At 68.9% G+C, this 20,038-nt stretch carries 10 protein-coding genes, 2 pseudogenes and 1 riboswitch; of the genes and pseudogenes, 4 read left to right on the plus strand and 8 right to left on the minus strand.

Going from position 1 to position 20,038, the window contains the following annotated elements; genetic code table 11:
* Nucleotides 1–10: 10 nt before the first annotated feature.
* Both ABIC66_RS03380 and ABIC66_RS03385 read right to left on the minus strand, forming a co-directional pair.
* Nucleotides 11–97: pseudogene (locus ABIC66_RS03380) on the minus strand (hypothetical protein); the annotation flags it as partial.
* A 141-nt stretch (nt 98–238) separates the two neighbouring features.
* Nucleotides 239–1,183 carry a cation diffusion facilitator family transporter gene (locus ABIC66_RS03385; protein ID WP_354067972.1) on the minus strand — a complete coding sequence of 315 codons (945 nt, stop codon included), beginning with the start codon at nt 1,181–1,183 and terminating at the stop codon, nt 239–241.
* Between the two features lie 722 nt (nt 1,184–1,905).
* On the opposite strand from ABIC66_RS03385, the pseudogene ABIC66_RS24150 reads away from it, so the two are divergent.
* The 3 genes and pseudogenes from ABIC66_RS24150 to ABIC66_RS03395 all read left to right on the plus strand — a co-directional run.
* Nucleotides 1,906–2,018 (plus strand): annotated as a pseudogene (locus tag ABIC66_RS24150) (hypothetical protein); the annotation flags it as partial.
* A 46-nt stretch (nt 2,019–2,064) separates the two neighbouring features.
* A riboswitch (ZMP/ZTP riboswitch) is annotated at nt 2,065–2,145 on the plus strand.
* Nucleotides 2,146–2,174: 29 nt separating this feature from the next.
* Nucleotides 2,175–3,764: a bifunctional phosphoribosylaminoimidazolecarboxamide formyltransferase/IMP cyclohydrolase gene (gene purH / locus ABIC66_RS03390; RefSeq protein WP_354067973.1), complete on the plus strand. Its 1,590-nt coding sequence runs from the start codon at nt 2,175–2,177 to the stop codon at nt 3,762–3,764.
* A 10-nt stretch (nt 3,765–3,774) separates the two neighbouring features.
* On the plus strand, nt 3,775–4,533 hold the full coding sequence (locus ABIC66_RS03395) for a dienelactone hydrolase family protein (protein ID WP_354067974.1): 759 nt from the start codon (nt 3,775–3,777) through the stop codon (nt 4,531–4,533).
* On the opposite strand, the gene ABIC66_RS03400 is transcribed toward ABIC66_RS03395, so the two are convergent.
* From ABIC66_RS03400 to ABIC66_RS03415, 4 genes are all read right to left on the minus strand, one after another.
* Nucleotides 4,530–5,732, minus strand: a complete 1,203-nt coding sequence (locus tag ABIC66_RS03400; protein WP_354067975.1) for a DUF418 domain-containing protein — start codon at nt 5,730–5,732, stop codon at nt 4,530–4,532. The two genes, ABIC66_RS03395 and ABIC66_RS03400, sit on opposite strands and share 4 nt — an antisense overlap.
* Before the next feature lie 37 nt (nt 5,733–5,769).
* Nucleotides 5,770–7,092 carry an MFS transporter gene (locus ABIC66_RS03405; protein WP_354067976.1) on the minus strand — a complete coding sequence of 441 codons (1,323 nt, stop codon included), beginning with the start codon at nt 7,090–7,092 and terminating at the stop codon, nt 5,770–5,772.
* A gap of 56 nt (nt 7,093–7,148) precedes the next feature.
* Nucleotides 7,149–11,975, minus strand: coding sequence for an NAD-glutamate dehydrogenase (locus ABIC66_RS03410; protein ID WP_354067977.1), 4,827 nt, complete (start codon nt 11,973–11,975; stop codon nt 7,149–7,151).
* A 303-nt stretch (nt 11,976–12,278) separates the two neighbouring features.
* Entirely contained in the window at nt 12,279–13,412 is a 1,134-nt protein-coding gene (locus tag ABIC66_RS03415) for an AI-2E family transporter (protein WP_354067978.1), read from the minus strand.
* A 101-nt stretch (nt 13,413–13,513) separates the two neighbouring features.
* Between ABIC66_RS03415 and ABIC66_RS03420 the strand changes: the two genes are divergently transcribed.
* On the plus strand, nt 13,514–15,043 hold the full coding sequence (locus ABIC66_RS03420) for a helicase HerA-like C-terminal domain-containing protein (RefSeq protein WP_354067979.1): 1,530 nt from the start codon (nt 13,514–13,516) through the stop codon (nt 15,041–15,043).
* Here ABIC66_RS03420 and ABIC66_RS03425 read toward each other — a convergent pair.
* A complete protein-coding gene (locus ABIC66_RS03425) occupies nt 15,024–17,417 on the minus strand; it encodes a PAS domain S-box protein (protein ID WP_354067980.1) in 2,394 nt (797 codons plus the stop codon). The two genes, ABIC66_RS03420 and ABIC66_RS03425, sit on opposite strands and share 20 nt — an antisense overlap.
* A 125-nt stretch (nt 17,418–17,542) precedes the next feature.
* Nucleotides 17,543–19,975 carry a bifunctional diguanylate cyclase/phosphodiesterase gene (locus ABIC66_RS03430; RefSeq protein WP_354067981.1) on the minus strand — a complete coding sequence of 811 codons (2,433 nt, stop codon included), beginning with the start codon at nt 19,973–19,975 and terminating at the stop codon, nt 17,543–17,545.
* Nucleotides 19,976–20,038: the final 63 nt, after the last annotated feature.

Here is a 20,038-nt window from a genome sequence, read left to right on the forward strand (position 1 = left end):
TCAAACCCATCCCGTCATCCCGCGCTTCATGCGCGGGAGCCATCCGTCCGCCGCAGGTGCGGAGCGGGGATGGGTCCTCACGGGAGAGCTGAACCATGGGTCCCGCGCATGAAGCGCGGGATGACGGCGGTTGGTCGGACGTGGCGGGGGTTGCGCCGGCTGGCGGTGAAACCCCTCACCCTCCCATCGCCATGCGATGGGCCCCGCCCTCTCCCTCTGGGAGAGGGATTCCGTCTCCCTACCCCGCCGCGCGCCGCTCATACGCCGCCCGCGCTCGCCCCGAGCGGACGAACACCCGGGTGATCCGCGTATCCACCCCCTGGATCAGCGCCGCGAACTCGTCGGCGGCGTCCTCGATCTGGCCGGCGGTCAGGTCGTCGCAGAAGTCCAGGGTGACGCCCAGCAGGATCTCGCGGGGGCCCAGGTGCATGCTCAGCACCTCGGCCACGCTCTCGACGCGCGGGTCGCGGGCCAGGGCGGCGCTGACGGCCTCGACGACGCGGGGGGCGGCGGCCTCGCCGGTCAGCAGGCTGCGGGTCTCGTTGGCCAGGAAGACGGCGACCAGCACCAGCAAGGCGCCGATCGCCACCGAGGCGGCGCCGTCGGCCCACGGCAGGCCCAGCCCCGTGCCGGCCACGCCCAGGGCGGCCAGGGCCAGGCCCAGCAGGGCCGCGCCGTCCTCGAGCAGCACGGCGAAGATCGACGGGTCCTTGCTGCCCTTCAGGGCGGCGAAGAACGGGATGTCGCCGCGCACGGCCTTGAACTCGCGCCAGGCCACCAGGAACGAGCCGCCCTCGAACAGGACGGCCAGGCCGATGACCAGGAAGTTGATCCAGGCGCGGTCGATCGGCTCGGGCTCGAGGATCTTGTGGACGCCCTGATAGACCGACACCGCTCCGCCCAGGGCGAAGATCATCAGCGACACCACGAACGCCCAGAAATACAGCTCCATGCCGTAGCCGAACGGATGGGTCTGGCTGGGCGGCCGGCCGGCGCGGGCCAGGCCCAGCAGCAAGAGACCCTGGTTGCCGGTGTCGACGGTGGAGTGGATCGCCTCGGTCAGCATGGCCGACGAGCCGGTCAGCAGGGCGGCGACGAACTTGGTCACGGCGATGGCCAGGTTCCCGGCCAGGGCCGCGAACACCACCTTGTGCGAACCGCTGGTCTTGGGGGCCGACGCCATGGGGCGGCAACGCCGGGCGGGCGGCGGTGTTCCTTTTTTCCAGAGGGGCGGATGCGTGTTCAAACCCGCCAACACCGCTGCCCCCCAACCTGACCACGCTCCGCGTGGTCGTCCGCCCCCGGAGGGGGCGGAAGGATGACCGTCTTCCCCCTCCGGGGGAGGAGCGCCGCAGGCTCGGAGGGGGCAAGTACGGGGATTGAGCCTGCTGTATCCCCGGTGTTCGCGAGATCGAACCCCACGAAATCAACGACTTCTCACTTTTACGCGCGTCTGAATGATCCGCGTTCAGAACCGCTGCACAATCATAGCTGTCCCCGTCGCAAGGGGAGGGCGCTTGGATCCGGCCCAAAGCGGCGGCGGGGATAGGTTGAGCGGGGCCGCGTGGGCGCCGCCTCGGTTCGGGTGGTGGTCTGTTCGTGGATAGATCCGGGACCACACGAAGGCCGAGGGGTTGGCCGAGCGCGGAGCGACAGGGCGGTGATCGATCTAAAGCCGCCTATCGTGGATCGCCGAGCTGGAGACGGATGTAGCCGATCCAGTTGGTCCGCGCCCGTCCGGGGGCTAGTGGGGTCCCGAGCTGAAATACGCTCACGCCCCCCATCCTCACGGGCAAGAACAACCTGGCGGAGCGGTCGTCCGAGCCGAAACACACAAATCCATACGGTCTCCGGGTTCGCCCGGCCGCTCCGTCGCCTCCCCACACACCTTCAGCGAGCGATCGCGTGAAGCCGATGTCCCTTGCCCCCACCTGGCCGCTTCGCGGCCGTCCGCCCCCAGAGGGGGCGGAGGAAACCGTCTTCCCCCTCCGGGGGAGGAGCGCGTCAGCGCGGAGGGGGCCAGTGGACGCCGCATTGACTCCCCCGCCCGCCCCCGTATTTTCCGCCCGTTCGCGTGACTGGCGTTGAAGGTGGGAAACCACCGGGGAGCGCGAACCTCATACGCCGCGCGCCTGGGCTCCGTTTTCCGTTTCACGAAACCACAGGAGTCCGCCGTGCCCGCCGCCCCCGACTATCCGTCCGCCCCCGATCTGGTTTCCCCTAAGAGGGCTTTGCTGTCGGTCTCCGACAAGACCGGCCTGGTGGAAGCCGCCCAGGTGCTGCACGCCGCCGGCGTCGAGCTGGTCTCGACCGGCGGCACCAAGGCCGCGATCGCCGCGGCCGGGATCCCGGTCAAGGACGTCTCGGACCTGACGGGCTTCCCCGAAATGATGGACGGCCGGGTCAAGACCCTGCACCCGGTGGTGCACGGCGGCCTGCTGGGCGTCCGCGACGCCCCCGAGCATGCCAAGGCGATGGCTGATCACGGCATCGGCGGCATCGATATCCTCTATGTGAACCTCTATCCGTTCGAGGCGACCGTCGCCAAGGGCGGCTCCTATGCCGAGTGCGTCGAGAACATCGACATCGGCGGCCCGGCCATGATCCGCTCGGCGGCCAAGAACCACGGCTATGTCGCCGTCTGCACCGATCCGTCGGACCTTTCCGAAGTGCTGGAAGCCCTGAAGGCCGGCGGGACGACCCTGGTCTTGCGCCAGCAGCTCGCGGCCCGCGCCTATGCCCGCACGGCGGCCTATGACGCGGCCATCTCGGCCTGGTTCGCGTCTGCGCTCGGCCAGGACTTCCCGGCCCGCAAGGCCATCGCCGGCGAGCTGCGCCAGACCATGCGCTATGGCGAGAACCCGCACCAGAAGGCGGCCTTCTACGCCTTCCCGAACCCGCGCGTCGGGGTGGCCACCGCCACCCAGCTGCAGGGCAAGGACCTCAGCTACAACAACATCAACGACACCGACGCGGCCTTCGAGCTGATCGCCGAGTTCGACCCGGCGGCCGGCCCGGCGGTGGCGATCATCAAGCACGCCAATCCCTGCGGCGTGGCGGTCGGCGGCTCGCAGCGCGAGGCCTATGAGCGGGCCCTGGCCTGCGACCCGACCTCGGCGTTCGGCGGCATCGTGGCGGTCAACTCGCGCCTGACCCGCGAGGCGGCCGAGGCCATGGTCGAGATCTTCACCGAGGTGGTCATCGCCCCCGAGGCCGACGACGACGCCGTGGCGGTGTTCGCGGCCAAGAAGAACCTGCGCCTGCTGGTCACCGGCGGCCTGCCCGACCCGCTGTCGACCGGCGACACGTTCAAGAGCGTGGCCGGCGGCTTCCTGGTCCAGTCGCGTGACGACGCGCGGATCACGGCCAGCGACCTGAAGATCGTGACGAAGCGCCAGCCCACCGAGGACGAGATCCGCGACATGCTGTTCGCGTTCACGGTCGGCAAGCACGTCAAGTCCAACGCCATCGTCTACGCCCGCGCCGGCCAGACCCTGGGCGTCGGGGCCGGCCAGATGAACCGCAAGGACTCGGCCCGGATCGCGGCCCTGCGCGCCGCCGACTTCGGCCTCGACCTGAAGGGCTGCGCCTGCGCCTCGGAAGCCTTCTTCCCGTTCGCCGACGGCTTGATCCAGGCGGCGGAGGCGGGCGCGACGGCGATCATCCAGCCGGGCGGCTCGATGCGCGACCCGGAAGTGATCGAGGCGGCCGACAAGCTTGGCCTCACAATGGCCTTCACCGGCGTGCGAGTGTTCCGGCACTGATCTTCATGAGGTGAGCATGGACAGCGCCGCCTGGGGCGAACAGGTCGCCCGCCACTCCCGGGTGTTCAAGCCGGCGGGCCTGGGACCCTTCCCGGTGGCGCTGATCCTGCACGGCTGCGGCGGCAAGACGCCGTTCCTCGAGGACTACGCCCGCGCCGCCGTCGCGGCCGGCTGGGCGGCCGTGGTGGTCGATTCGCTGAAGCCCCGCGGGATGTCGACCCTCGACGGCAAGCTGCTGGTCTGCACGGGCCTGACGCTGGGCGGGTTGAAGCGCTCGGCCGACGTCTTCGCCATGACCCATTGGCTGGAAGGCCAGGCCTGGGCGGACGCCAAGCGGATCTTCCTGGCCGGCTGGAGCCATGGCGGCTGGACGATCATGGACGGCTACGCGGTCGGGGTGAACGCCGCGCGGGCCACCGGCCTGGTCGACGCCGATCCGGTCAAGCTGCGCGAGCGGGTCAAGGGCGCGCTGCTGGTCTATCCCTATGCCGGCTATCCTTCCCTGACCTCGGCCCGCGGCTGGGGACAGTGGGGGCCGCGCGTCTGGTCGGTGCTGGGCGGCAAGGACCAGGTGGTCGGCTGGAAGGCGCCGGCCAAGGCGCTGGATCGGCTGGCGCGCGATGGCCTGCCGGTGGACCGGGTCTTCTATCCCGACGCCACCCACGCCTTCGACGACGACAAGGCCAACGATCCCCGGGCCCGCTACCGGCCCGACCTGTTCCAGGAGGTTCAGAGCTATTTCACCGGGGCCCTGAAGGCCTGCGCCTAGGCGGCGACCGGCTGCAAGGCGGGTCGGCGCAGCCGGGTCGGGCCGCGATAGAGGCGGCGCCAGACCCACTCCAGCGGGCCCATCTCGAACCGGTCCATCCACCAGCGCGACCACAGGATCTGCACGACCCAGATCGCCGCGACGATCGCCGCCAGGCCGGGCCGATCGACCTCGCCGTGCAGGCCCGGACCGCGACCGCCGTAGAAGATCACGGTCATGATCAGCGACTGCATCAGATAGTTGGTGAAGGCCATCTGCCCGACCGGCGCCAAGGCCTTCGGGATCGCGCTCCAGGCCTTCGACCGCGACGCGAAGACCATCAGGCTCACATAGGCCAGCGTCGTCAGCGGGGCCAGCATCCACTGCAGCGCAAGGGTCACCAGGCTCAGCGCCCTGGGCAGGCCGGTGAGCACCTGGGCGACATACAGCCCGCCGACCACGACCGAGGCGGTCAGGCCCACGGCGATCAGCCGCCTATACAGGCGGTCGGAGGCCTCGCCGGTCAGCACTCCAGCCTTGAAGCAGCCCAGGCCGATCAGCATCAGGCTGGAGGTCATCACGAAGATGATCGGTTCGGCCGGCAGGAAGGCTAGCCGATCCTTGGCGTTCTGGATCAGCGACTGAATGAGCGTCCCGCCGTACTGGATCTCGGAGGCCTTGCCCTTGGCCACTTCCTTGGCGGCCTCCAGCACGGCCTGGGCGGGCTCGTGCGGCGAGAAGGCGGCGACGCTCATGCCGACCAGCATCACCACGGTGAAGACGGTCCAGATCGTCACCCCGGTGCGGATCAGCCTGCGCGGCGCCCACGAGCGGGCCAGCAGCACGGCGAACCCGGCCAGGGCGTAGCTCAACAGCACGTCGCCGAACCAGATCGCGAAGCCGTGCAGCAGGCCGAAGACGACCATCCAGGTCAGGCGCTTGCGCAGGATCGCGCCGCGCTCGAGGTCGGACCGCTCGCCGCCGACCAGGAAGATGGAGACGCCGAACAGCATGGCGAACAGGGTCACGAACTTGCGCTGGAACAGCCACTGGGTGACGATCCAGACGCCCAGCGTCGCGGGACCCGTCCCGTGTGGCCAGTTGGCGGCCGACTCCGAGACGGGCGGCGGCACGGCGAAATCCGGCGCGTTGCACAGCAGGATGCCCAGCACGCCGAGCCCCCGCAGCGAGTCGAGCAGAACGATGCGATCCTTGGTCATGAGCGCCCCTCCGAACGAGAGCCTGCCCTGTTCCGCGTCAGGCTACAACCGGGGGCGCCCGGCGAGGCGCGGTCGCCAGCACCAGGGCGCCCAGCGCCATGAACGCCGCTGAGACCACGACGGCGATGCGTTGGTCTCCGGCCAGGCGCGTGCCGACCGCGATGACCAGCGGGGCCATGAAGGCCGTGGCCTTGCCCGACAGCGCGTAGAGCCCGAACCATCGCCCGGTCTCGCCGGCCGGGGCCAGCTCTGCCATCCAGGCCCGCAAGGACGCCTGGGCCGGGCCGAAGGTCAAGCCGACGAACAGGCTGAAGAACAGGAACATCCGCTCGGGCGTACTGGAAAACAACGGGCCGCCAGGCTGGGCGGGCGTGACCGGGATCAGGAACAAGACCGTATCCTTGCCGACCAGCCCGACCCCGGTCGCGCCGAACAGCACCACGCCGGTGGCGATCAGCACGGTCGCCTTCGAGCCGATCTTCTGATCGACCCGGCCGCCGATGAAGGTCCCGATCCCCGCGGCGATCGACAGCAGAATGGCGTATAGGCCCAGCTGCGTCGTCGTCCAGCCGAACAGCCCCGCCGCCAGCACCCCACCGAACGCGATGAAGCTGGAAATGCCGTCGCCCAGCAGCATGCGGCCGACCAGGAACTTCAGCATGTGCGGGCGGCTCGGCAAGCTGCGGAGGGTCTCCCACAGCTCGGCGAGCGGCCTGGTTCCGCCGGTGGCCGGCGGCTGGGGCGCGATCAGCATCAGCGGCCAGGCGAACAGCATGAACCAGAGGGCCACCATCGGCCCGACGATCCGGTCGGGCTCGTGCAGCGCCTTGGACAGGCCCAGCATCGGAACCTTGGGCAGCGAGAAGCAGAAGAGGACGATGAACAGCGAGATCAGCGCCCCGACATAGGCGAGAGCCCAGGCGGTGCCGGAGAGCCGCCCCACCTGGCCCGGCTTGGCGACCACCGGCAGCAGGGCGTTCATCACCGTCACGCCGAGCTCGGTCGCGACGCCGGCGACGACCAAACAGGCCAGGATCAGCGGGATGCGGCCCGTCTCGCCCGGAACCGCCCACCACAGGGCGGCGCTGGCGATCACCATCGGAAAGGCCAGGCCGATCAGCCAGGCCCTGGGATTGCGCCGCGCATCGACATTGGCCCCGACCATGGGCGAGAGGATGGCGATGGCCAAGCCCGACACCGCCCCGGCATAGCCGAGCAGGCTCTGCCCCCTGGCCGCGTCGCCGACGAAGCCGGCGGCGAAATAGGGCGTGAAGATGAAGGTCGCGATCAGCGCCCAGTAGGGCTGCTGCGCCCATTCATAGAGCGTCCAGGCCACCCGCCGGCGATCACCTTGGTCCATCTCTACGCTCCCTGACGGCCTCCCCTCCTAAGGGAGAGGAGGCGTTGGGGCCAGCCTTAAGCGGCGCTGGAGAGTTCGCGCAGGGCGGCGTTGGCGATGGTCAGCTTGGCGAAGGTCCAGCCGCCGCCGGCCTGCTCGATGTCCTCGATCGTCCGCTTGACCACCCGGGGGCGATCGCCGCGCAGGGCGGCCCAGGACGCGATGGCGGCCTTGGCCGCGCCCTCGTCCTCACCCGCCTGGGCGTTGGCGGCGAACTTGAGAACCGCCTGGGTGATCGTGGTCTGCTCGGTCAGCATGTCCTCGATCAGGCGACGGACCGCCAGACGCTCGAAGGCGTCGCCGCCGACGAACGAGCCGGCCGCGCCGCGCAGGCGATCGAAGCCGAAGGCCGCGCCGATCTGGTGATAGAGCCGCGCGACGTTCTCGACGCTCCAGCTGGAGGCGTTCGAGAGGTCGACCAGGTCAGCGGCCGTGGTCAGGGGCTGCAGGGCCGCGACGGCCTGGGCAAGGGCCTCCGGCGCGCCGTCGGCGACATAGGCCTTCACGCGCTTGGCGACCGTCTTCTGCTCGAACGGCGACAGGATGGCCGGGGTCAGGGCCCGCAGCGCCGCCACCGACGGACCATAGGCCTCGACCAGCGCCTTGACGGTCGACTTGTCGCGCACCGCGCGGCGGGCCAGCCAGAAGCTGAGGCTGCGCAGCGCGTAGGCCAGCGCCTTGTAAAGCGCGGTCTGGCCGTCGGCCGAAGCCTTGTTGTCCAGCGCGTTCACCTGATCCCACAGGCCATCGACACCGAGGATCTCGCGGGCGGCGGTGAAGCCCACGACCACCGCATTGACGTCGGCCCCGGCGGCGGCCTTCAGGCGGCTGACGAAGGTCGGGCCGCACATGTTGACCATCTGGTTGCCGACCACCGTGGCGATGATCTCGCGCTTCAGTCGGTGCTTCTGCATGGCGTCGGCATACTTATCGAGCGCCTTGGGGAAGTAGCCGCGCAGCGTCGCCTGGAACCACGGATCGTCCGGCGCCGGGCTGGCGACGATGTCGTCGAACAGGTCGAGCTTGCCATAGGCCAGCAGCACGGCCAGTTCCGGCCGGGTCAGGCCCTTGTTCGACGCCTTGCGCTCCAGCAGCGCCGTATTGGTCGGCAGGCCCTCGACACGACGGTCCAGGCGGCCGCGCTGTTCGAGGTCGACCATGTAGCGAATCTGGGCGTCGACCTCGGAAGCGGCATCGCTCTCAAGCAGGGTCAGGGCCAGGGTCTGGTCGTAATTGTGCTCCAGGACGTGGTGGCCCACGTCCTCCGTCATCGAGGCCAGCAGCGTGTTGCGGCTCTCGCGAGTCAGCTCGCCGCCACGCTCCAGGATCCCGGTGAGAATCTTGATGTTGACCTCGTGGTCGGAGCTGTCGACGCCGGCCGAGTTGTCGATGGCGTCGGTGTTGATATGGCCGCCCGCCTGGGCGAACTCGATGCGGCCTGCTTGCGTCAAACCGAGGTTGGCGCCCTCGCCCACGACCTTGACCCGCAGGTCCGCGCCGTTGATGCGGATGGCGTCATTGGCCTTGTCACCGGCGTCGGCGTTGCTCTCGCCCTTGGCCTTCACATAGGTGCCGATGCCGCCGAGATAGAGCAGCTCGGCCTTGGATTTCAGGATCGCGCTCATCAGCTCGGCCGGCGACACGGCCTCGGCCTTGATCTCGAACAGGTCGCGCACTTCCTTCGACAGCGAGATGCTCTTCAGGCTGCGCGCGAAGACCCCGCCGCCCTGCGAGATCTTCGACTTGTCGTAATCGTCCCACGACGAGCGCGGCAGCTTGAACATCCGGTCACGCTCGGCCCACGACACCGCCACGTCCGGGTTCGGGTCGAGGAAGATGTGACGGTGGTCGAACGCGGCCAGCAGCTTGGTCTGTTTGGACAGCAGCATGCCGTTGCCGAACACGTCGCCCGACATGTCGCCGACGCCGACCACGGTGAAGGGCTCGGTCTGGATGTCCTTGCCCAGCTCGCGGAAGTGGCGCTTGACCGCCTCCCAGGCGCCGCGAGCGGTGATGCCCATGACCTTGTGATCGTAGCCGACCGAACCACCCGACGCGAAGGCGTCGCCTAGCCAGAAGCCGTAGTCCTCGGCCACGCCATTGGCGATGTCGGAGAAGGTCGCCGTGCCCTTGTCGGCGGCGACGACCAGATAAGGATCCTCGCCGTCATGCACGACGACCGACGGCGGCGGCACGACATTGTTGTCGGGATCGATATTGTCGGTCAGGTCGAGCAGGCCCGACAGGAAGGTCTTGTAGGCGCGGATCGCCTCGGCCTGAATCGCGTCGCGATCGCCGCCGCGCGGCAGCTGCTTCGGATAGAAGCCGCCCTTCGAACCGACGGGCACGATCACCGCGTTCTTGACCTGCTGGGCCTTCACTAGGCCAAGCACCTCGGTGCGGAAATCGTCCCGGCGGTCCGACCAGCGCAGGCCGCCCCGGGCGACCGGGCCGAAGCGCAGGTGCACGCCCTCGACGTGCGGGGCCGAGACATAGATCTCGCGATAGGGCTTCGGGGCCGGCAGGTCTTCCAGCTCGCGCGAGGCGATCTTGAAGCTGATGTACGGCTTGGGACCGCCGTCGGCGGCCGGCTGGTAGAAGTTGGTGCGCTGGATGGCGCCGACCAGGGCGGCCAGGCGGCGCAGAACACGGTCGGCGTCCAGGCTCTCGACGCCTTGCAGGGCCTCGACGATCTTGCCTTCGACGGCCTTGGCCTGCTCCTCGCGAGCCTTGAGATCGGCCTTCACGGCCGGGTCGAACTTGGTCTGGAACAGATCCAGGATCAGGCGCGCGACACCCGGATGATCCGACAGGGCCTGCTCCTGAACACCCTGGCTGGGATCCAGGCCCGACTGCTGGCGATAACGGGCCAGGGCGCGAATCAAGGCGGCCTCGCGCCAGCCGATGCCGAGCTCCAGCACCAGACGGTTGAAGCCGTCGCTCTCGGCGCGGCCGGTCCAGATGGCGACGAAGGCGGCTTCGAAGGCCTGTTTCACGTCGCCAAACACCAGGTGCTCACCGGCTTCGTCGCGCAGGACGAATTCGTGGATCCAGACCGGCTGGCCGCCCGGCGAGACCCTGAAGCCGTCCTCGATCAGGGCCTTCAGGCCCATATGCTCCAAGATCGGCAGCACGTCGGCCAGCGGGGCCGCGGCGCCTGGGCGATAGAGCTTGAAACGGAAGGTCACCGCGCTGTCGTCCGCGCGGCGGAAGGCGCGGACACGGACGGCCTCGCCCTCGGCCAGGTCGTCGATGACTTGGATGTCGGCCAGGGCCTCTTCGGCGTCGTACTGGTCGCGATAGCCGGGCGGGAAGGCGCCGGCGTAGCGACTCAGCAGCTGGGCGACGCGGCCCGTCGAGCCTTCGCGGATCGCGGCCTCGAAACGGTCGTCCCAGGTGCGGGCGGTCTCGGCGATCGCGGCCTCGACGGCGGCAAGGTCCGGCTCCGCATGGTCGCCGGGCGTGACGCCCAGGATGTAGTGTACCCGCGCCAGCGGCGCGTCGGAGAAGCTCGGATAATAGGCCGACACCCGGCCGCGGAAGGCCTCGGCCAGGATCGCTCCGGCCCGGGCGCGGACGCCGGAGTCATAGCGGTCACGCGGTACGAACAGCAGCACCGAGATGAAGCGGTCGAACGGGTCGCGGCGGGCGAACAGCTTGACGCGCGGCCGGTCGTACAGGTGCAGCACGCCCATGGCTGTAACCAGCAGCTGGGCCTCATCGGTCTGGAACAGCTCGTCGCGCGGCCAGGTCTCGAGGATGTTGCGCAGGCGCTTGCCGTTGTGGCTGTCGGGATCCTTGCCGGCGCGCTCGATGACGTGGGCGACCTTGCTGCGGATCAGCGGCACCTCGTGGGCCGGAGTCTCGTAGGCCTCGGCGGTGAACAGGCCCACGAAGCGGACCTCGCCGGAGGCCTTGCCATCGGCGCCATACTTGCGGACGCCGACATAATCCATGTAGCCGCGGCGGTGAACGCGCGAGCGCAGGTTCGACTTGGCCACGACGATCGGATCGCCGATGTCGATATGGGTGCGGATCTGGGCCGACAGGATGGCCGGTTCGCTGCCCCGGCGCAGGACGGTGCGGGCCTGGTCGCGCAGAACGCCGAGGCTGCCTTCGGGCTGGTAAAGCGGCTCCTCCGCCGCGTAGCCGCCGTCGGCGGTGCGGGGATATTCGTAGACGCGCGCGCCCAGAAACACGAAGTGGTCGCCTTCCAGCCAGTCGAGGAAGTCCAAGTCCTCGTTCTTCTCGGCGGCGGAGACGGGCGTCGTCGCGCCCTGCAATTCGGTGATCGTGCGGCGCATCAGGGCGCGCATGGCTTCGAAGTCCTGCACGGCCAGGGCGACGTCAGCCAGCGCCTCGCGGACGCTCTGGACCAAGGCGGCCTCACGGTCTTCGCCGACCGGGGCCAGCCAAATCTGGATCATCGAGCGGCGGACGCCGCTGCAATCGGCCACCGGGTGGAACATGGCCCGGACCGAGAAGCCGGCCTCGGTCACTTCGCCCATGATGCTGTCGACCAGGAACGGCCGATCGGGCTGGACGATCTCGAGCAGATCGGAGGGGGTCTCGCCGCCTTCGGCGCGGCGGATACGGATGGCCGGTTCGGAAAGATCCTTGGCGCTCTCGCCGAAGCGCCAGAAGTCGGCCAGGGCGCGGGCGACGTCGGCGACATCCAGGCCAGGCAGTTCCTCGGCCGACCAGTCGTCCTGGGCTTGGGCGGCGAAGCCGCGCGCGGCGGGCGACAACGCCTCGACCGAAGAACCCAGGGCCTGGGCGAAGGCGGCTACCAGCGGGCCGATCGGGACCTCAGCGGACTTGAGGTCATTTTTTTCACCGATCATGGGATTTCCTCGCGAATTTTTGGCCGCAACCTAGCCCTTTTGGGCCTTACTTCAACCGTTAGGTCGGAAATCGGAAATAATTTGTGCCGTTCGCGCTCAAACCCGGCGAGAAACGGAAGCGCCGCCGGCGGGGGGGAAGCCGGCGGCGCGGGCCCGCTGGGGGTGTGCGGGCGTTTTCCGCTTCGATGGCGGCGGCCATGCCGGCCGCGATCGGCGGGGTGTCCGGGTGGGGGGAGCCGGACAAGGCATAGATAGTAACCAAGGTCCGGAGTTGAAGAGGCGCGTCCATTTCTTTCGCGTCCCTTAGGTTTTTCGCGCCGGGAAGTCGTCCGGGGCCGGCCCATGCCCCTTGCCCGTCAGCATTCGCTCGCCCTGCGGATCGCCGTCTTCGGAGAGCAGGATCGCGATCCAGCGGGACCCTTCGAACTGGGCCAGGATCAGCATGGTCGCCACGGTCAGCGGCGTGGACAGGAACATCCCCGGCACACCCCAGAGCGCGCCCCACAGGGCCAGGGATAGCAGCACCACGGTCGGGTCCATGTTCAGGCTGTCGCCCTGCATGCGTGGGTAGATGACGTTGCCGACCACGAAGAAGATCGACTGCAGAGCCGCGAACAGGATGATCGCCGGCCACAAGCTGTCGGGAAATTGGATCAGGGCGAATACCGGCGGCAGGAAACAGCCGATGGCCCCGCCCAAGATCGGGATATAGGCGGCCAGGAAGATCAGGAACGCCCAGAAGAAAGCGTTGTCCAACCGCACCAGCATCATCACCACCCAGGCGGCGACGGCGATCATCAGGCCGGTCACGGTCTGGATCCACAGATATTGCTCCACCCCGTCACGGATGCGCTGGAACAGCTTCATGTTCTGGTCGCGCTGCGAATGATGCGGGAAGAGTGCGACGATCTTGCGGGCGAAGCCCTTCCGCGAGGCTAGGATGAAGCCGAGATAGATCAGCACCAGTACGGCGCTGGTGGCGAAGCTGTTGAACGACTGCGCCACGTCCCCGACATAGCGCTGCGGGTTCCACTGCTTGACCAGGTCGCCGATGGTCGGCGCGACCTTCATCTCCAGTCCCGGCGCCAGCCTGGCCACGATCGGCGCGAACTTGGCGATGATGGCGTTGAGGCTGGCCACATATTCCGAGGAATGGTCGAAGAACTCCTTGCCGTTGTCGACGACGATCCAGATCGAGACCCCGAACAGCAGCAGCGACAGCACGACCGCGGTCGGCAAGGCCAGCGCCTTGGGGAATTTCGGCGCCCGCACCGTCAGCACGCGGGAAAAGCTGTCGATCATCACGGCTAGAAACAGCGCCAGCGCCAGGGGCGTGAGGATGTCCTGCATCCACTTCAGCGTCACCCCGCCGGCGATGACGGCCAGGAACACCACCGCGTTGCGCGTGGTGACGGGAGGCGGGGCAGGCGCGGGCATTTGTAAAACTTCTCCAGAAACGCGACCGACTTTGACCGCCCCGATTGGCGCGACGCAAGGCCCCGGCTAGGTTCAAACCCTCATTCAAGGAGTTTGGCCCCATGCCGCTGTCGATTGGCGAGAACGAGATCCTGGTCGGGTTGGGCGAAGGCCCCGTGACCCAGAGACTCGACCGATCCAACCGCCACGGCGTCGTGGCCGGGGCGACCGGCACCGGCAAGACCGTCACCCTGCAGGTCATCGCCCAAGGCTTCTCCGACGCCGGGGTGCCGGTGTTCGCCGCCGACGTGAAGGGCGACCTCTCGGGTGTGGCCATGCCCGGCACTCCGAACGAGAAGATGCTGGCCCGCGCCGAAGCGATGGAGTTGGCGCTGTCCCCGGCCGCGCCGCCGGTGATGTTCTGGGACCTGTTCGGCCAGAAGGGCCACCCGATCCGCACCACCATCTCGGAAATGGGCCCGCTGCTGCTGTCGCGCTTGCTGGAGCTGAACGACGTGCAGGAGGGCGTGCTGAACATCGTCTTCCACGTCGCCGACCAGGACGGCCTGCTGCTGCTGGACCTCAAGGACCTGCAGGCGGCGCTGAAATACGTCGCCGACCACGCCGACGAGATCGGCACGCAATACGGCAACGTCTCGGCCGCCACGGTAGGCGCGATCCAGCGCAAGCTGCTGACCCTGCAAACCCAGGGCGCCGAGCATTTCTTCGGCGAGCCGGCCCTGGATCTCAAGGACATCATGCGCACCGACGCGGCGGGGCGCGGCTACGTCAACCTGCTGGCCGCCGACCGGCTGATCCAGTCGCCCAAGCTCTATTCGACTTTCCTGCTGTGGCTGCTGTCGGAGCTGTTCGAGGTGATGCCCGAGGTCGGCGATCCGGAAAAGCCCAAGCTGGTGTTCTTCTTCGACGAGGCCCACCTGCTGTTCAACGACGCGCCCAAGCCGCTGCTGGAGAAGATCGAGCAGGTCGTGCGCCTGATCCGTTCGAAGGGCGTCGGCGTCTATTTCGTCACCCAGAATCCGGCCGACATCCCCGACGCGGTGCTAGGACAGCTAGGCGCCCGGGTGCAACACGCCCTGCGCGCCTACACCCCCGCCGACCAGAAAGGCCTGAAAGCCGCCGCCCAGTCATTCCGGGTCAATCCGAACTTCGACACCGCCGAGACCATCCAGGCGCTCGGCGTCGGCGAGGCCCTGGTCTCGACGCTCGACGAGAAGGGCGCGCCGCAGGTCGTGCAGAAGACCCTGATCCGCCCGCCGGCCTCGCGCCTAGGGCCGATCACGCCTGAGGAGCGCGCGGCGCTGCAGGCTAAGAGCCCGGTCGCCGGGGTCTACGACCAGACCCGAGATCGCGACTCCGCCTACGAGATCCTGCAAGGCCGCGCCCAGCAGGCGCAGCATCAGGCCGACGCCGCACGCGAGGAGGCGGAAGAGGACCGGCGCGAAGCCGCCGAGGCCAAGGTCCGCGAACGTGAGGACGCCCGCGAGGCGCGCGCCGCCCGGCCCCGCGCCTCGAACCGTCAGACAGTGGCCGAGGCCTTCGCCGTCACTCTGGTGCGCACCGTGGCCTCCCAGGCGGGTCGGGAGCTGATGCGCGGCCTGCTGGGCGGACTCACTCGCCGGCGGCGCTGACGCCGCGCTTGCGGGGCGGCGCGCGGCGCTTCTTGCGCGCCGGCGTCTCCCGGGCGGCCAGCAGGGCGGAGACGACCTCGGCCAGTCGCTCCACCTGAAACGGCTTTCGCAGGACCGGCCATGGCAGATCGGCCGGCGCGACGTCCATGCGCTCGCCGGCGTAGCCGGTGGTCAGCAGCACCGCCATATCCGGTCGGTTGACCGAGACCGAGCGCGCCAGGTCCACGCCGCTGATCCCGCCGGGCATGACGATGTCCGACATCAGGAGGTCGAAGCCCACGCCCTCCTCCAGCGCCTCGAGGGCCGAGGCGCCGTTCTCGGCGGTGGTCACCTCGCAGCCGAGGTCGCGCAGCAGCCCGCTGGCGATTTCCCGCACCGGCGCGTCGTCCTCGACCAGCAGCACGCGAACGCCCTGCAGGCGATCATGGGATGGCTGCGCGGCCTTCGCCGCTTCCGGCGTCGGGATATCGTCGGTGGCGGGAAGATAGAGGCCGACCGTCGTGCCGCGCCCCTCGACGCTGTCTATGCCGACCCCGCCCCCGCATTGGCGCAAGAAGCCATAGACCTGGGCCAGGCCCAGTCCAGTGCCCTTGCCGACCTCCTTGGTGGTGAAGAACGGCTCGAACACCCGGGCCAGCACCTCGGGCGGCATGCCCATGCCGGTGTCGCTGACCGCCACCCGGACATAGTCGCCCGGCGGGGTATCGGCCACCTGCCCCGCGACCAGGGTCACCGGCTCGACCACGATGCTGATCGCCCCGCCGGTCGAGGTGGCGTCGGCGGCGTTGACGACCAGGTTCAGCAGCGCCGCTTCGAGCTGTGCGGCGTCGACGCGCGAACGGACGGGCCTGGGGTCACGCCGGAGGGTCAGGGTCATGGCCTCGCCGACCGCCCGCCGCAGCAGCGGCTCGGCCTGATCCAACAGCGCGCCGACATCGACGACTTCCAACTTGAGTTCCTGATTGCGCGAGAACGCCAGCAGTTGCCGAGTCAGGCGCTCGCCCCTCTGGCCGGCGGCAAGCGCCGCCTCGGCCAATCGGGTCACGCGCGCCGTATCGCCCGGCCGGCGCAGAATCATGTCCAGCCCGCCGACGATGACCGTCAGCAGGTTGTTGAAGTCGTGCGCCACGCCGCCGGTCAGCCGGCCCACCGTCTCGAGGCGTTGAGCCTGGGCGAGGGCGGCCTGGGCGTGGGCGGTCTCGGCCATGCTGGCCTTAAGGGCCGCGGTGCGTTCGGCGACCCGGTCCTCGAGATCCTTGCGCGCCTCGACCGTCTCGGTGAAATCGAAACAGCTGCCGATATAGCCGCGATACTCGCCCGCCTCGTCGAAGCGCGGCGCGCCGACGCTGTTGATCCATCGCCAGGCCCCGTCGGCGCGACGCAGGCGGAAGGCGACATTGAACGACTCGCGCCTGTCGGCGGCGATGTCGGCCGCTTCTAGGCTGGCCTGCAGGTCCTCGGGATGCACGCCGCTGAGCCAGCCCTCCCCCAGTTCCTCCGCCAGCGTCCGCCCCCGGAAGTCTAGCCAGGCCTGATTGAACCAGTCGGCTTGCCCCCGGGCGGTCGTCGCCCAGATCAGCACGGGCGCTGAATTGGCCATGCCTCGGAACAGCTCCTCGCTGCTACGCAAAGCCGCCGCAGCGCGACGTTCCTGGGTCACGTCCCGGAAGGTCACCGCCAGATCGCGGCCCAGGCGGACGCCGCTTGACCGGACCCAGCGCTCCTCGCCGTCGATCACGCGCCGCACGTCGATGTCGTCGGGACCGCCGGTCGCCAGCAGACGGTTCATGCGTTCGACCATCTCGCGACCGGTGTTGTCTGGAAACACGTCCAGCACGCGGCGACCCAACAGGGTGGAGGTCCCAGCGGGCCGCATCGAATCAGCCTTCGGATTGGCGTAGGTCCAGCGGAAGTCGATCACCCGGCCGCCCTCGCGCACCGGCTCCAGAATCACGAAGGCGTCCAGCGACGCCTCCTGGGCCGAGCGAAACCGTTCCTCGGCGGCCAGGCCGGAGCGCACCGCGATGCGCATCGCCTCGACCAGCACCACGATCAGGCCCCCACAGAGCACGAACATGCTAAGCTGCACGGCCTCGCGCGTGTGCAGCGTCCAGGAGCCGTCGACCGCCATCCAGAATCGCCACGCGATCGTCGCGCTGAGTCCGAGGGCCAGGAAGCCTGGCCCCAGCCCGCCGACCATCGCCGCGACCAGCACGGCCACGAAGAATGTGGGGAAGTTGGATGGGACGTCAGTGACGAGGACGGCGACCATCCGCGCGGCCAGCGCCGCCAGGACCGCCAGCACCGCGAGGCCGTAGCGCAGCTCGCGCCGGTCCGCGGCCGTCACGAACCTGATGGCTGTCCGTCCCAGCACCCGCGGTACGCTCCCTGATGACACGTCGCGAGGCCTCAAGGCTCCGCTCGGCTCACGCCTGACGGTTCATGGAACACTAAGTTCCGAGCGCCGCCAATCCGTTCGACGCTTCCGGCAAAAAAGGATCAGGCCGAGCGCTTGGCCTTGCGGCGAGGTTCGATCACCGTGTCGATCGAAGCGGCCTCGACGGGCGCGACGGCCGCCATGGTCCAGGCGTTCAGCGTGTCGACCGGGGCCGGGCGGCCGATGGCGTAGCCCTGAAGCTCGGTGCAATTCTCGCCGCGCAGGAAGACGATCTGCTCCTCGGTCTCGACGCCCTCGGCTACCACCGGGATTTCCAGGCTGCGGCCGAGACCCAGAACGGCGCGCACGATGACGGTGGCGCGGTCGTGACGGTGGATGTTCTCGACGAAGCTCTTGTCGATCTTGATCTTGTCGAACGGGAACGACTGCAGGGTCGACAGCGACGAGAAGCCGGTGCCGAAGTCGTCCATGGCGATCCGCACGCCCAGGGCTTTCAGGCGCCGCAGATTGTCGAGCGCGCGCTGGTAGTCCTTGAACAGGGCGCTCTCGGTGATCTCCAGCTCCAGCCGCGACGGCGACAGGCCGGTGGTGATCAGCACCTCGTGGACGAGGCTCGGCAGCGCCGGATTGTGCAGCTGGATCGGCGAGAGATTGACCGCGATGCGCAGCGGCTTTTCCCAGGAGGCGGCGTCCGCGCAGGCGCGGCGCAAGACCCAGTCGCCCAGGGCGCCGATCAGGCCGTTTTCCTCGGCGACCGGAATGAATTCCAGCGGCGGGATCATGCCGCGCGTCGGGTGCCGCCAGCGAACCAGGGCTTCGAAGCCGCAGACCTCGCCGTCGGTGGCGCGGGCCAGGGGCTGATAGTGGACGACCAGCTCCTCATCGGTGATGCCCTGGCGCAGGTCGCGGGCTAGGCTGCGACGCTCGCGAATGGTGTCATCCATCTCGCGCTTGAAGAAGCGATAGACCCCGCGGCCGCTCTCCTTGGCGCGATAGAGCGCCATGTCGGCGTTGGCCATCAGGGCCTCGGTCGTGCGGCCGTCGTCGGGATAGAGGCTCACGCCCAGGCTGGCGCCCAGCGTCAGCTCCTGGCCCTCGTAGGCCACGGGAACCGACAGCATCTCGATCAGGCGGCCTGAAAGCTCGGCGGCCGCGGTCGGTTGGTCGCCGCCCGCCACCTGGACCACGATAAACTCGTCGCCGCCCAAGCGCGCGGCGAAGGACGGGGCCTGCACGGAGGCCTGCAGGCGACGAGCGGTCTCCACCAGGATGGCGTCGCCGGCCAGGTGGCCGTGCTGGTCGTTGGCTTCCTTGAAATGGTCGAGGTCGATGCAGATGACCGACAGACTCTCGCCCGAGGCCTCGACACGGTCCAGGGCCGCGGCCAGGCGCGCTTGCAGCGAATTGCGGTTGGGCAGGCCGGTCAGGCCGTCGTGCTCGGCGAGATAGCGGATCTTCTCCTCGGCCGCGCGACGTTCGCGCAGGTCGCGGACCGCCAGCACGGTGAGACCCGAGGTCTCCATGCGCGCGCCGTCGTCCATTAGACGCGAGAACACCTCGACCGGGATTTCGCGCCCGCCGGCCAGCGGCTGAATCTTGCCTTCGCGGCGGACGCCCTCGCGGTCGGGGCCGGTGTCGTCGAGCGACAGGATCGAACCCAGCAGTGGGCGACCGACCAGTTCAGACAGCTCGGCGCCGACCAGCTCGCAGAAGGCGGCGTTGGCGTCGTTGATCTGGCCCGACTGGACGACGACCAGGCCCTCGTAGGCGGCGTTGGCCAGCCTGCGGATGCGCTCGAGGGCCGAGCGTGAAGTCTGGGATTCGATGGCGACCGCGCCAAGGCCGCCCAGGATGATCATGCTGGTGATCGAAACCACCGCCAGGGTCAGCATGCCGCCCGAAAGCAGTTGATCGGGCACCACGACCGTGGCGTCCGGAACGATGGTGATCGACGCCATGCCGGTGAAGTGCAGCGCCACGATGCCTAGGCAGAGCAGGCCCCCGCCCATCAGCTGGCGGCGCATCGTGCGAGCCGTGCCGGCCGACACCAAAGCGGTGGTCGCGCCGGCCACGCCGAAGATCGCCGACAGCCCGACCGTGGCGTGCTCCCAGATCAGGTGGCCCTGAGTCACGAAAGCCGACATGCCCGTATAGTGCATGGCCGCGACGCCGAGACCCAGCAGGACCCCGCCGGCGAAGTCGTTGGTGGTCGATCGCTGGGCCGAGGCCACCGCGAAACCGCTGGCCATGAACAGGGCCGCGATCATCAGCGACATCAATGTGCCGGTCGGGCTGTAGCCCGTCTTGAGGCCCGGCGTGTAGGCGACCATGGCGATGAAGTGAGTGGCCCAGACGCTGGAGCCGGCGACCAGGCCGGTCAGCAGCAGCCAGGCGGCGCGCACCACGCCGCGAGCGCCTCGCATCCGCGAATAGAGGCGGAACGTGCTGAAACAGCCCGCAAGGCAGATGAGCCCGGCGACAAGCACCAGGCGCAGGTCATGCTGCGTCGTCAGGCAGGTCAGAAACTTGAGCACGCACGTCCCCCAAGGGTCATATCCCTTGAGAGCTACAGCGAAAGTTGCAAATAAACCGTTTCG

Source organism: Caulobacter sp. 1776, assembly GCF_040545685.1.
Classification (GTDB): Bacteria; Pseudomonadota; Alphaproteobacteria; order Caulobacterales; family Caulobacteraceae; genus Caulobacter.

Coding starts and splice junctions, on each gene's coding strand:
- ABIC66_RS03420 (WP_354067979.1), top strand. CDS start 13,514: ATGCCGCTGTCGATTGGCGAGAACGAGATCCTGGTCGGGTTGGGCGAA.
- ABIC66_RS03400 (WP_354067975.1), bottom strand. CDS start 5,732: ATGACCAAGGATCGCATCGTTCTGCTCGACTCGCTGCGGGGGCTCGGC.
- ABIC66_RS03385 (WP_354067972.1), bottom strand. CDS start 1,183: ATGGCGTCGGCCCCCAAGACCAGCGGTTCGCACAAGGTGGTGTTCGCG.
- ABIC66_RS03405 (WP_354067976.1), bottom strand. CDS start 7,092: ATGGACCAAGGTGATCGCCGGCGGGTGGCCTGGACGCTCTATGAATGG.
- ABIC66_RS03415 (WP_354067978.1), bottom strand. CDS start 13,412: ATGCCCGCGCCTGCCCCGCCTCCCGTCACCACGCGCAACGCGGTGGTG.
- ABIC66_RS03410 (WP_354067977.1), bottom strand. CDS start 11,975: ATGATCGGTGAAAAAAATGACCTCAAGTCCGCTGAGGTCCCGATCGGC.